This is a genomic window from Allobosea sp. P2_B12, assembly GCF_056404835.1.
Genome location: NZ_JBFUDG010000014.1, coordinates 15,945 through 27,362 on the forward strand (window position 1 = coordinate 15,945; position 11,418 = coordinate 27,362).

At 64.9% G+C, this 11,418-nt stretch carries 11 protein-coding genes; 5 read left to right on the top strand and 6 right to left on the bottom strand.

All coding sequences use genetic code 11. From position 1 onward, the window contains the following. The first annotated feature begins 217 nt into the window (after positions 1 to 217). Entirely contained in the window at positions 218 to 634 is a 417-nt protein-coding gene (locus tag AC1DYU_RS23375; RefSeq protein WP_476793733.1) for a hypothetical protein, read from the top strand. A 631-nt stretch (positions 635 to 1,265) separates the two neighbouring features. On the opposite strand, the gene AC1DYU_RS23380 is transcribed toward AC1DYU_RS23375, so the two are convergent. The 6 genes from AC1DYU_RS23380 to AC1DYU_RS23405 are packed head-to-tail and all read right to left on the bottom strand — an operon-like array spanning position 1,266 to position 6,777. Further along, positions 1,266 to 1,415, bottom strand: a complete 150-nt coding sequence (locus tag AC1DYU_RS23380) for a hypothetical protein (protein WP_476793734.1) — start codon at positions 1,413 to 1,415, stop codon at positions 1,266 to 1,268. Positions 1,416 to 1,468: 53 nt separating this feature from the next. Then, complete coding sequence (locus tag AC1DYU_RS23385; RefSeq protein WP_476793735.1) at positions 1,469 to 2,881, bottom strand: M24 family metallopeptidase; 1,413 nt, start codon at positions 2,879 to 2,881, stop codon at positions 1,469 to 1,471. Between the two features lie 52 nt (positions 2,882 to 2,933). Next, complete coding sequence (locus AC1DYU_RS23390; protein WP_476793736.1) at positions 2,934 to 3,749, bottom strand: ABC transporter permease; 816 nt, start codon at positions 3,747 to 3,749, stop codon at positions 2,934 to 2,936. Next, on the bottom strand, positions 3,742 to 4,572 hold the full coding sequence (locus tag AC1DYU_RS23395; RefSeq protein WP_476793737.1) for an ABC transporter permease: 831 nt from the start codon (positions 4,570 to 4,572) through the stop codon (positions 3,742 to 3,744). The genes AC1DYU_RS23390 and AC1DYU_RS23395 overlap by 8 nt, the downstream gene beginning before the upstream one ends. 31 nt (positions 4,573 to 4,603) lie before the next feature. Then, complete coding sequence (locus AC1DYU_RS23400; protein ID WP_476793738.1) at positions 4,604 to 5,644, bottom strand: extracellular solute-binding protein; 1,041 nt, start codon at positions 5,642 to 5,644, stop codon at positions 4,604 to 4,606. 23 nt (positions 5,645 to 5,667) lie between these two features. Continuing rightward, positions 5,668 to 6,777 (bottom strand): ABC transporter ATP-binding protein, encoded by a 1,110-nt coding sequence (locus AC1DYU_RS23405; RefSeq protein WP_476793739.1) that lies wholly within the window; start codon positions 6,775 to 6,777, stop codon positions 5,668 to 5,670. Positions 6,778 to 7,101: 324 nt separating this feature from the next. Between AC1DYU_RS23405 and AC1DYU_RS23410 the strand changes: the two genes are divergently transcribed. The 4 genes from AC1DYU_RS23410 to AC1DYU_RS23425 all read left to right on the top strand — a co-directional run bounded on the left by AC1DYU_RS23410 (position 7,102) and on the right by AC1DYU_RS23425 (position 11,418). After that, the gene (locus AC1DYU_RS23410; protein ID WP_476793740.1) at positions 7,102 to 7,812 is read left to right on the top strand and encodes a GntR family transcriptional regulator; all 711 of its coding nucleotides are present in this window, start codon (positions 7,102 to 7,104) and stop codon (positions 7,810 to 7,812) included. Positions 7,813 to 8,142: 330 nt separating this feature from the next. Beyond that, positions 8,143 to 9,393, top strand: coding sequence for an ABC transporter substrate-binding protein (locus AC1DYU_RS23415; protein ID WP_476793741.1), 1,251 nt, complete (start codon positions 8,143 to 8,145; stop codon positions 9,391 to 9,393). 167 nt (positions 9,394 to 9,560) lie between these two features. After that, positions 9,561 to 10,415 (top strand): AraC family transcriptional regulator, encoded by an 855-nt coding sequence (locus AC1DYU_RS23420; protein WP_158486427.1) that lies wholly within the window; start codon positions 9,561 to 9,563, stop codon positions 10,413 to 10,415. Continuing rightward, positions 10,408 to 11,418 (top strand): branched-chain amino acid ABC transporter permease, encoded by a 1,011-nt coding sequence (locus tag AC1DYU_RS23425; protein ID WP_476793742.1) that lies wholly within the window; start codon positions 10,408 to 10,410, stop codon positions 11,416 to 11,418. The genes AC1DYU_RS23420 and AC1DYU_RS23425 overlap by 8 nt, the downstream gene beginning before the upstream one ends.

Genomic DNA, 11,418 nt, shown 5'->3' on the forward strand with positions numbered 1-11,418 from the left:
GTTTTCTGGACCCGTCGAAAGCGACTGCGTTGCCCGTCTATCGGTCTTGGCAAGGTAGTCGGACAGCCAGACTACCGACGAAATGACTGCTCGCCGATTTGTGGACAAGCGCCGCGCTCATGCCCCCAGCGCACTCATCGACTTAGCGAATCGAACCCATGCATTCAGAATCTACTGGCGTCGAATCATCGCGCATTCAAGCCACGGGAGACGAACTATGAGCTGTGAGATCTGCGAAAAGAGGGGCGAGCGGCTGTACCGCAGCGCCCGGGGCATCATGATGAAGGTCAAGGGTTCGCCGCGGCATTACCTTGAGGTTGTGCGCAAGGAGATCGCCGAGGCCGATCTGGTCTTCGGCGTGTGGAACGAGCCGGACAAGACCGGCCTGTTCAGTTACGTCGTCATCGGCGACGAGTATGTCGATCCGCGCACCGGGTTCGACCTGCCGGCGCCGACGATCGCTGCCATTCCGTGCCGCAACCAGCTCGACGCCATCGCCTACCGCGTCCTGCTCGGCGCGGACGCCGAGGCGCCCCAGGGCCGGGTCTGGCAGCTGCACCGCGGCCACGAAGTGCGCGTCAACACGCTGTTGACCATCGAGGGCAGCTTCACCGCGCCCATCACGTGCCACTAGGAACGACCAAGGCCTGGCAAGTTGACGCCGGAGGGGCTTACCCCGACGGATCCGCTCGACCATAATGGTGTTGCGGCGTCTGACATGCTGGTGTAGCACAGAACCATAGTGTCACACTCGTGTAGTCAGTATTTTCAATGACTTAAAGGGTCCGGCCAATTGGCTGCGCATCCTAGTCCCCCAGCCACTCCTAACCCGCTGTAAAGACCGGGATTTCTGGAACGGCTGACACCTTCGGGTGGTTTCATGAATTGCTTCAGGTAAGCACTGGGTAAGCAGCTGAACGATGCTGCTGCCCCGCACCCCTCGGGCCAGTCGATGGATGTTCCGTCCATGCGTGCGCTGTCTCTTGATCTCTTTTCAGAAAAAGAAAGAGAGCCGTTCAAGCCGTCCACATCATAAACAATTCAATGACTTAAAGGTTGGGAGTCAGCTGTCCAAAGCCGTCCATTTGGCTAATCAGCGATTCTTGAAGTGCATCGGCAAGTCGCCGGCCAGTCTCAGGCCATCGTTTGCTGGCCAAGATCGCTGGTGTCCGAACCTGCAGCATGGGGGCGCGGCGCGGCCGAGGCCTGCAAGGCTCGCCGAGCACTCAACGCTCCATGCGTAACGTTTGTGGAAGGAAAATGCGTCAGCGAGTAGCGACAATAATGCTGCTGATAGCGCCGGCGCCCCCCACCGCGCCGATCAGCAGCTTGTAGCGCTCGCGCGGCGTCAGCTTGGCGAAATCGAAGGTGACGATGTCGCCGGCGGGCGAGTCGGTTGAACTCGTGTCGGTCACGGTCGATCTTTCGCTGATGGCGCGGGGCGCTGAGACCTCGCGGACACCGGATTTCAAGCTGGAATGCGATGCGTCGCGAGCGGCGTATGGCAGCTGAGGTTCTCGAACCCGTCTGATGTCACGACGTAGAAGTCGCCGAGATTGGCGCCGGCCGAGAGCGGCTCCAGCCATTGCGCGTGCAGGACGAAGACCATGCCTTCCTCCAGGCGATCGTAGTTGTGCGAGGCAAGGTTGAAGGCGTTTCCGGCGCTGGCCATGCCGACGGCGTGGCCGATATTCGGGTTATGGGGCCCGTGCGTCGCCGGATAGACATGCATCAGCTTGCGCCCTTGCGCCTCCCAGTCGGGCGCGCTGACCTGCTGCCGCTTGATTAGCCGCGGGCCGCCATCCTCGGCTGTGCTCCAGTTATAGGGCATGGTCCGCGTTTCGGCTGAGGACAGCATGCCCTTCTCGATCATCGGCTCGAAGGCGGCGTTGTTGATGTCGCGCATCAGCGCGCCGGGCCTGATCAGCTTTTCGGCGCGCTTCACGCCCTCCTCGCAGGCCGACAGCACCAGTTCCTGCCGCGCGGTGATGTCGCCGAAGGCGATCATCCGGGAGGTCTGGGCGTTGTACCCTCGGAAGGTCACGTTGGAGATGTAGAGATTGGCGATGTCGCCCGGCCGCATGACGTGGCCATAGGGCTTGCCGCAATGGGTGCCGAAGGCGTTGGCGCCGATCTGGTAGCCATCGGCCGATTCACCGCCGCGCGCCAGTTGCGCATAGGTGAAGGCCGCAAAAATCTCGTGATCGGTCACGCCGGGCTTTGCGACGTGATAGGCCGCCTGGATGCCGATATCGATCAGTTGGCAGGCGGCGCGGAACATGCCGACCTCGCGCGGCGAACGCACCCGCTGCATCCGGTCGATGATGGCGCTTTCGTCGGTGAAGCTCGCGCCCCGCACCAGCTCCTTTATCAGGCCGATGAACTCTCCCGAGCGGCTGTCGCCCATCCAGCCGATCTGCGGGCGGGCAGGAACGATGTCGGCCAGGAGCTTGGCACAGGCTTCCGCCGTCTTGACCACAGAGGAGCCCGGCCGGTCGGCATACTCGCGCCCGATCGCGCCGATCTGCCAGATATCCTCGACCAGCACCGGCTCGCCGCCGGGGGGGAGGATGACGGCTTGCGTGAAGAAGGAGAGCAGCGTCAGCGGCTTGTCCTCGTCCATCGGGACGATCAGCACGCCCTCGCGCATCCAGTCGCAGAGATAGCGCAGATAGGCGTTTGAGGTATGGAACCAGCCGATCATGTCGGTGTGAACGATCAGCACGTCATGCCCGGCCACGACGCATTCGCGACGAACCTTGCGCAGCCGCTCCTCGAACTCCTCGAGCGGCAACGGCAGCGGCGCGTCGAACTGGAAGTCGGGCTCGAAATCGGCCAGCAGGGCTTCGATGCGGCGGCCGGCAGGCGACGGTGATGTCACGAGAGTGATCCTTGCGAGATGGAATCTGGCGATATGGAATCGGGAGTGACGCCTAGCCCTGGCGCTTGGGCTCAAGCGCTTTCCAGGAGACGATGAGGCAGAGCAGCACCGCGCCGATCAGCACGCCGGAGATGGCCGCGACCCGGACATCGAGCGATTCCTCGATCATCTGGAACATCCGCAGCGGCAGCACCGTGGTGCGCGCATCGGCGAGGAAGAGCGTCACGGAGACATTGTCGAGCGACTGCATGAAGACGAGGAACATGCCCGCCAGAATGCCCGGCAGCATCAGCGGCAGCGTCACGCGCAGGAAGGTGCGGAAGGGTCCCATGCCGAGCAGGGCTGACGCCTCCTCGAGGCTTGGGTCGAGCCGCTGGGTGATCGCTGCGCAGGAGCGGTACATCAGCGGCCCGAACACGACGATATGGCCGAAGACGACGAGGCCGAAGGACGGGCTCAGTCCGACGCGGCCCGAGGCGATCAGCGCCGCCAGGCCGTAGACGAGGCTCGGCAGCACGAGCGGGGCGAGCATCAGCGGCTCGACGGCTGCCGACGCCGCAGGCTTCAGCCGCGTCACGCCATAGGCGGCGGGCGCCGCGACCAGCACGGCGCCGAGCACCGTCAGCACGGCGATCTGCGCGGAGTGCAGGATCGCCGTGTGGATCGGGCCTGACTGCTCCGGGTCGAGCAAGGCTGAGTACCAGCGCAGCGACAGCCCGTCCGGCGGAAACTTCAGGGTCTGGCCGGCGGTGAACGACATCGCCAGGCCGACCACGACGGGCGCGACCATGAAGGCGATGGCGAGCCCGCCGAGGCCATAGACGAAGAGCCGGTAGGCCCAGTCGAGCGGGCGGTTTCCGTCAAGCATGACCGGCGAGCCTCGGATGGCGGGAGGCGGCCGTCATCGCCAGCATGACGATGCTGGTCGCAGCCAGCAGCACGAAGGCGGCGGCGGCCGCCGACGGCCAATTGAACAGCACGCCGACCTCGCGGTAGACGAACTGGGGCAGGTAGATCAGCCGCGCCCCGCCGATGACCGACTGCGTGACGTAGGAGGTCGTCGCCCCGGCGAAGACCAGCACCCAGCCCGCGAGGATGCCGGGGGCCATCATCGGCAGCAGGATCGTCGACAGGACGCGCCAAGGGCCGGCGCCGAGCGTGGCGGCGGCCGCCGCCAGACTGCCGTCGCTGCGCGTCATCACCGCGATCACCGGCAAGACCAGCAGCGGCAGTTCGATCTGCGCGAGCACGACGACCAGCGCGGTCTCGTTGAAGAGCAGGCTGCGCGGCGCCGGGAAAAAGCCGAGTTCGACCATCGCCTGGCTGACCGGACCCAACCTCCCGAGAATGACGATCCAGGCGAAGGTGCGCACGACATTGCTGGTCAGCATCGGCAGCAGCGTCAGGAAGACGATGACGCGGCGCATCTTCGGGCCGGCATGCCAGTAGAGCAGTACGATCGGCAGGGCGATCAGCGTCGTCAGCGCGACGACCTTGGCGCCCAGGCCCAGTGTATCGACGAGGACGCTGAGGATGAACGGATCGGCGAACAGGCGCCGATAGTTATCCAGGGTCGGCGAGCCGGCTGTGTCGACGAGGCTGAACACCCCGAGCAGGGCGAGCGGCACGAGGAAGCCTGCCAGCGACAGCGCCAGCATGGGCAGCAGAAATGGCAGTCCGTTGCGGTTCATCCCGCGCGCTCCCGCGTTGCCTGGCCCTCGTTCACTTGCGCACGACGCGGTCGAACTCTGCCGTCCAGGCGGCGCGCTTGGCGTTGATCTTCGCCCAGTCGGGATAGACCAGCGTCTTCATCTGCTCGTCGGAGACGAAGGCCTTGATGCCGGGCGGCAGCGGCACCTCGGTGTTGGTGGGAACCATCTCGGTCGGCGGCAAGGCGAGCTTGGACTGCGCATCCGCCGAGATCGCCGCATCCATGTACTGGTAGACGCCCTCGGGGTTGGCGGCGCCCTTGGCGAGGTGGATCGTCACCGGGACGCTCGGCGAGCCGCTGACCGGATGGACGAACTCGCAGGGCACGCCGAGCGATTTCAGCCGCGCGACATTGCCGGTGCTGGCCATGAAGACGCCGATCTCACCCTGCTGGAACATCGTCATCTGCTGGCTGCCGTTGTTGGCGATCGCGCCGATCTTCGGCAGATGCGAGGCAAGCAGCTTGAAGACGGGCGCCATGTCGTCTTCGCTGCCGCCATAAAGCTTGGCGATCTCGACCCAGGCCATCGTCGCGGTGTTCGAGCCGAAGCCGATCCAGGCGACCTTGCCGTCATAGGCCTTGTTCTCGAAGAGGTCCTTGTAGCCGGCGGGCTTGGGCACCAGGCTCGGATTATAGGCGATGCCATTGATCTCGACGGTGACATTGGGCCCGTATTCGGTGCGGGCGGCAGCATCGAGCTTGCTCCAGTTCTTCAGCTTCGACGGGTCGATCTTCTCGATCAGCCCGCGCGACGCGGCTTCCGCCGTCTGGCCGGGCGACATCAGCAGGGCGTCGAAAGGTGGCTTGGACGGGTTGGCCAGCAGCTTGGCGAGCTGATCCTGCGCCAGCGCCGGCGCGACAACCAGCTCGGTGCCCTGCGCCTTGACCAGCGGGGCCACGATCCTGCGATAGGCGTCCTCCCAGGCGTTGGGGAAGGATGCGGCGACGACCGAGCCTGCGGCACGAGCGGACTGCGGCGAGAGCAGTCCCAGGCCTGCGAGGCTGGCGAGGCCGGCGGTGAAATGGCGACGGCTGAGCGGATGGCTGGTCATGGCGGCGATCCTTCTGATGGCGGTCAGGGGGCAGGAAACAGGCGGCAGCGATCGAGAGCGAAGGTCACGAAGACGTCTTCCGGCAGGTTGTCGGTCGGCGAGCCCGGCACGCGGCTTTCCGCGGCGCGGACGGGGTGCGTGCCGGCGACGAGAAGGTCGTGCATCATCAGCGGCCCCTGCGGGACGGAGAGCATCCGCTTTGCCGGCAGGGCACCTGCGGATGCCTCGGCCTGAAGCATCACGTGCTCGGGCCTGACCGCGAGGACGACAGGCGAGCCCGGCACGAAGGCGACCGGAGCCGGCATCGGCAGCAAGGCGCCCGAACTCAGCCGCAGGCCGGCGCCGGTGGCACCTTTCTCGACCTTGGCCTCGAGCAGCGAGGCATGGCCCACGAAGCCGTTGACGAAGAGACTCGCCGGAGAATCGTAGAGCTCCGCTGGCTGGCCCGACTGCTCGACGCGGCCCTTGTTCATGACGATCAGCCGGTCGGCGACCGACTGCGCCTCGTCCTGGTCATGCGTGACGATGATCGCGGTGATGCCGAGGCTGCGCTGGAGCCGGACGAACTCGAACTGCAGATCGGCGCGCAGGCCACGGTCGAGCGCTGCAAAAGGTTCGTCGAGCAGCATAATGGCCGGGCTCGGCGCCAGGGCCCGCGCCACCGCGACCCGCTGCTGCTGGCCGCCCGACATCTGCCGCGGCAGGCGATCCGCGAAGGCGGTGAGCCGAACCAGCCTGAGCATCTCGTCGACGCGCTCGCGGCGCTCCGCGCGCGGGAGGCGCGAAATCCCGTAGGCGACGTTCTCGGCAACGGTGAGATGCGGAAACAGCGCATAGTTCTGGAAGACCATGCCGACGCTGCGCTCGCGCGCCGGGATGTCCGTGACGTCACGCTCGCCGATCCGCACGGAGCCGGCATCGGGCCGCAACAACCCGGCGATGACCCGAAGCATCGTCGACTTGCCGCAGCCGCTCGGTCCCAGGATCGCGGCGATGGTCCCCGCGGGAACCTCGAAGCCGACATCCTCGATCGCGGCCGCTCCGGCATAGGCGTGGTTGACGCCTGTGACGGTCAGGCGCTGCCCAAGTCGCGGGGCGGAAGTCTCCGGGTTCACTTCGGCCGCCATCGACATGCTGCACCATCCGGGCGTTCGAGAGGGAATGCCTCGGCTCTGGACGGGGTCCGCCGACGCGCGTCTCTCTGCAACTGATGGGGAGCTTCTGGCAAAGCTCATGCCAAGCGGTCGCGACGAACCTGGGTGATTCTGCTAATACACTGATATATATCAAATATTATTGATTTCTGATCTGATTTTCAGTGAGGATTTATTTCTGGTTTCAGATATGAAAACATATCTGGTTGCACAAATTTAGACGCTGTGCCCGCAAAATGGGCTGTATCCCGATGGCGGCAGGGGCTATCGGTATCGGCACACAAACGGCAGCCGGAACACCCAATGAACGAGCGTGTCAGCGACATATCCGGGGACGACGTCGTCGTCCGCATCTGCGATACGCTCTCGGAAGCGATCGCGGAGGGTGCGCTTCGTCCCGGCATGAAGCTGCCCGAGGATGTCATCGGCGCACATTTCGGAGTCAGCCGAACCGTCGTCCGCGGTGCCATCGCCGTGCTGCAGCGCGATCATATCGTCGAGCGCAAGCGCAATCGCGGCGCCTTCGTCGCGGAGCCCGGCATCGAGGAGGCGCGCGCCCTGCTGGAGGCCCGCCGCAGCATCGAGTTGCTGATGCTGGAACGTGTCTGCGAACGCGCCGCGCCGGACCGCATCGCCGCGCTGGAAGAACTCACGATCGAGGAGGAGCGCATTCACGCTGCCCCCGACGCTGCGGCGAAGTCCAGGCTCGCGGGCCGCTTCCACGTCGAACTGGCTCGGCTCGGCGACAATCCGGTTCTGCTCGAACTGCTGGAGAAGGTCCTCGCCCGGATTTCGCTGGTCGATGCCCTATACAGGCGGAAGAATGGCGATCAGTGCGGCGCCGACCACCACCGCCAGATCATCGAAGCCGTCGGGCGCGGCGACAAACCTCGTGCGATCGCGCTGATGAGTGAGCATCTCGACGATCTCGAAAGCCGGCTGGTCCTCGATGAGGCCCAGGGTGAAAGCCATAACCTGACCGCGGTGCTGGAGCGCTTCTCGGCGCGCGCCTGATCAGGACAAACGGGTTGATCCGCTGGCCAGCTCCGCTCCGACCACAAATGTCGGGTTTTGGGTGATGCCTCTATGTCGCTACTGGCGCGTTTCAACCTGAGCGGCGGAGGGTGGTTTTTCAGAACCTCCAATGGACGCGCAGACGAGACTGCCAACCTTGCCGATCTTCAGACATCGTCCCAGTCGACGGCCGCAAAAGCAGACCGTGTGCAATGTCAGCCGTCTTGGCAGCCGGGCGCGCTGTGGTAACCTTCCGTTAGAGCGGAAAAATCCGCCATCGGCTGCGCCGTTGATCCCTTCGGCGTTGCTGCTTTCAGGGAGGATATGGGAATGCGCAAGGCGCTGTTGGCCGCTGTAGCGGCATCTACTCTCGTCATGGCGGCCGGAGCCGCCAACGCCCAGGACAAACTCAAGATCGGCGTCATGGCAACCCTGTCGGGCGCGCTGACCTCGGGGGGCGAGGATGGCGTGCGCGGCGTCCAGATCGCCGCCAAGCAGGCCGGCAACAAGATCGCCGGGCGCGAGATCGAAATCATCACCGTCGCAACTGACGCCAGCCCCGACTCGGCGCTTCGCGCTGCGCGGAAGCTTGTCGAGCAGGACAAGGTCCAGCTCATCATCGGCCCCCTGTCGGGTTCCGAAGGCATCGCCATGCGCGACTACAGCAAGACCGTGCCCAATCTCGTGATGATCAACGGCTCCTCGGGCGCGCTCGAGACGACCTATGTCAATCCCTCGCCGAACTTCTTCCGTTTCAACAGCGACGGCGCGCAGTGGATGGCCGGGCTGGGCGAGTATGTCTTCAAGGACAAGGGCTACAAGAAGATCTCCGTGATCGCGGAAGACTATTCCTTCCCCTATACTCAGGTCTTCGGCTTCGCGCTTGGCTACTGCAAGGTCGGCGGCCAGATTGCTCAGCGTCAATGGGTGCCGCTGGGCACGAAGGATTTCGGCTCGGTCATCGCCAATATTCCTGACGACGTCGATGCGGTTTTCCTGGGGCTTGGCGGCGGCGACGCCGTCAACTTCCTCAATCAATACGGCCAGACGGGCGGCAAGGCGAAGTTCATCGGCGGCTCGATCATGGCCGACCAGACCGTGCTGTCCTCGCGCGGTGCCGCCAAGCGCCTGCTCGTGGGAACGCCCACGTCCAGCGGCGTTGCCGATGCATGGGACGATCCGAAGTGGCAGGCCTGGGTGAAGACCTATCAGGAGGCATTTCCGGCCGACAAGCGCTTCGCCAGCCCGTCGCTCTTCGCGACGAACTACTACAACGCCTTCAATGCCCTGGCGATCGCGATGGGCAAGATCAACGGCGACCTGTCGGATGGCGGTGCCAAGCTGCGAGCCGAGCTTGCCAGGACCGAGCTCGACGCTCCCAACGGCAAGGTCAAGCTCGATGAGAACCGTCAGGCGATCGCAACGACCTTCATCACCGAGGTCGCGGAGCTCCCGAACGGCGATCTGACCAACAAGTTCATCAAGACGGTGCCCAACGTCTCGCAGACGATGGGACTTTCGGCCGAGGCCTTCAAAGCCGTAGGCCTGCCCTCGCGGACCAATCCCGAGTGCAAGCCGTGACGGGCTGAACGACAACGCTCGGAAGGGAGACGGCGACATGCGCGTCCCCTTCCGCCCGTTTTACGCCTCGGTTGACGCGTTCGTCCGCCGCCAGAACCTGGCGGCCACGGGGAGGCTTGCCTGATGAGGCCGTGCACAGAGCGGCGGACTACTTCGAGAGAGCGAACATGAGTCGCGCAGTCGCGGTGTGCCACGGCCCCTTCGGCCGAGCTTCGATCTACGACCTTGACCGTCCACTGGTGCTTCACGCGCACCGCGAAGCTCACCTGATCTTCCATATCGAGGGCAAGCGTGGCCTCGTCAGGGTCGACAACCGGTCCGTTCTGGTCGATCCCTTCATGGCGGTCGCGATCAATCCCTGGGAGCCGCACAATTTCCAGCCCGAACGCCAAGGGGCTTTCGGCCTGTTTCTCGTCGTCTACCTCAAGCCCGAATGGCTGGCCGCCCAGACCATGACGCCGTCCGGGTCGCTTGCCTTCCCGTCATCGGAGCTTGTCGTGACGCGCGAGCTTGCTGCCTGGCGCGACGAAGCGGTCGGCATGCTGTTGTCGTCGCAGGCCGAACCCAACCTCGCACCCGTGCTGATGGCCCTCGCGCAAGCATCGAGCGAGCCGATTGGCTGCGACCTTGCGTCGTCGCTGCTTCACGTCACGCCGGCGCTGGAGCTGGACCGACGCGTGCAGCGCGCAAGGGGGCTTCTCGCCCAGTGCCGCAATTCCGGTGGCGTGCTGGCGAGCGTGGCGCGCGAAGCCGGGCTGTCGCGGGCGCATTTCTTCAAGCTCTTCCGCGAGCAGGTCGGCGTCACGCCGACGGTCTTCGCCAACACCATGCGCCTCGACGCCGCTCTCGACCGGATCGCTCTCTCGGAGGACCCGGTCACGCGGATCAGCAACGGGCTCGGCTTTTCCTGCCAGAGCGTCTTCACCCGCTTCTTCACCGCCCATATGGGCATGGCGCCACGGGACTATCGGCGGGTTTTGCGGACCGTCGGCCTCGCACCGCTGAAAGCCGGCCATGGCTGATTTCGTCGCCCGACGCCCATTCTGGTCGCTGCTGATCGCGATCGCGATCGCGCTGATGCTGTGGCTCGTCTTCGCCGTCTGGACGCCGGGCATGGAAGCGAGCTTCGGGCGCAAGCGGGTTTTCCTCAGCGCCCTGTTCAATGGCATCACGCTCGGTGCGCTCTATTTCCTCGTCGCCAGCGGCTTCACGCTGATCTTCGGGCTGATGCGCAACGTCAACCTTGCCCATGGCTCGCTTTATCTGTTCGGCGGTTATGTCGGCTACAGTGTCGGCAACCTCACCGACTCCTGGCTCATTGCGCTCGTGGTCGCCTTCCTGGCGGCCGCGCTCGTCGGCATCCTCATGCAGGTCCTGCTGTTCCGCTGGATGGAAGGCCAGGATCTGCGCCAGACGCTGGTGACGATCGGCCTTTCGATCATCTTCGCCGATCTGCTTCTCTGGAGTTACGGCGGCGACACTTTCCAGGTCACGACGCCCGATTGGCTATCGGGGCCGGTTCAACTGCCCTTCGTCGTTGCGCTGCGCAGCAATGGCGAGGCCGTGATGATGACCTATCCTTTCGTGCGCATCGCGATCCTGGCAGGTGCGATCCTCCTCGGGGTGCTGATGTGGCTGGCGCTCAACCGCACGCGCATCGGCATGCTGGTGCGCGCCGGCGTCGATGACCGCGACATGCTGGCGGCGACCGGCGTGCGGGTGCAGCTGATCTTCATCCTGATCTTCGCCTTCGGCGCCGGACTCGCCGGGTTGGCCGGCGTCGTCGGCGGCACCTTCCAGTCGCTGCAGCCGGGCGAGGATACCAAGATCCTCCTGTCCTCGCTGGTCGTCGTCATCGTCGGCGGGATGGGCTCGATTCCCGGTGCGGCCATGGGCGCACTGATCGTGGGCCTCGCCGAGCAGTTCGGCTCCGTCTACATGCCGACCTATGCGGTGATGCTGACCTTCCTGATCATGGTCGCGGTGCTGGCGATCCGGCCGCAAGGCCTGGCGGCGAGGCGCTGA

Bases quoted from the DNA above. Each gene is read 5' to 3' on its own strand.
- AC1DYU_RS23375 (WP_476793733.1), top strand. From the start codon at position 218: ATGAGCTGTGAGATCTGCGAAAAGAGGGGCGAGCGGCTGTACCGCAGC.
- AC1DYU_RS23390 (WP_476793736.1), bottom strand. From the start codon at position 3,749: ATGCTTGACGGAAACCGCCCGCTCGACTGGGCCTACCGGCTCTTCGTC.
- AC1DYU_RS23395 (WP_476793737.1), bottom strand. From the start codon at position 4,572: ATGAACCGCAACGGACTGCCATTTCTGCTGCCCATGCTGGCGCTGTCG.
- AC1DYU_RS23400 (WP_476793738.1), bottom strand. From the start codon at position 5,644: ATGACCAGCCATCCGCTCAGCCGTCGCCATTTCACCGCCGGCCTCGCC.
- AC1DYU_RS23405 (WP_476793739.1), bottom strand. From the start codon at position 6,777: ATGTCGATGGCGGCCGAAGTGAACCCGGAGACTTCCGCCCCGCGACTT.
- AC1DYU_RS23410 (WP_476793740.1), top strand. From the start codon at position 7,102: ATGAACGAGCGTGTCAGCGACATATCCGGGGACGACGTCGTCGTCCGC.
- AC1DYU_RS23415 (WP_476793741.1), top strand. From the start codon at position 8,143: ATGCGCAAGGCGCTGTTGGCCGCTGTAGCGGCATCTACTCTCGTCATG.
- AC1DYU_RS23420 (WP_158486427.1), top strand. From the start codon at position 9,561: ATGAGTCGCGCAGTCGCGGTGTGCCACGGCCCCTTCGGCCGAGCTTCG.
- AC1DYU_RS23425 (WP_476793742.1), top strand. From the start codon at position 10,408: ATGGCTGATTTCGTCGCCCGACGCCCATTCTGGTCGCTGCTGATCGCG.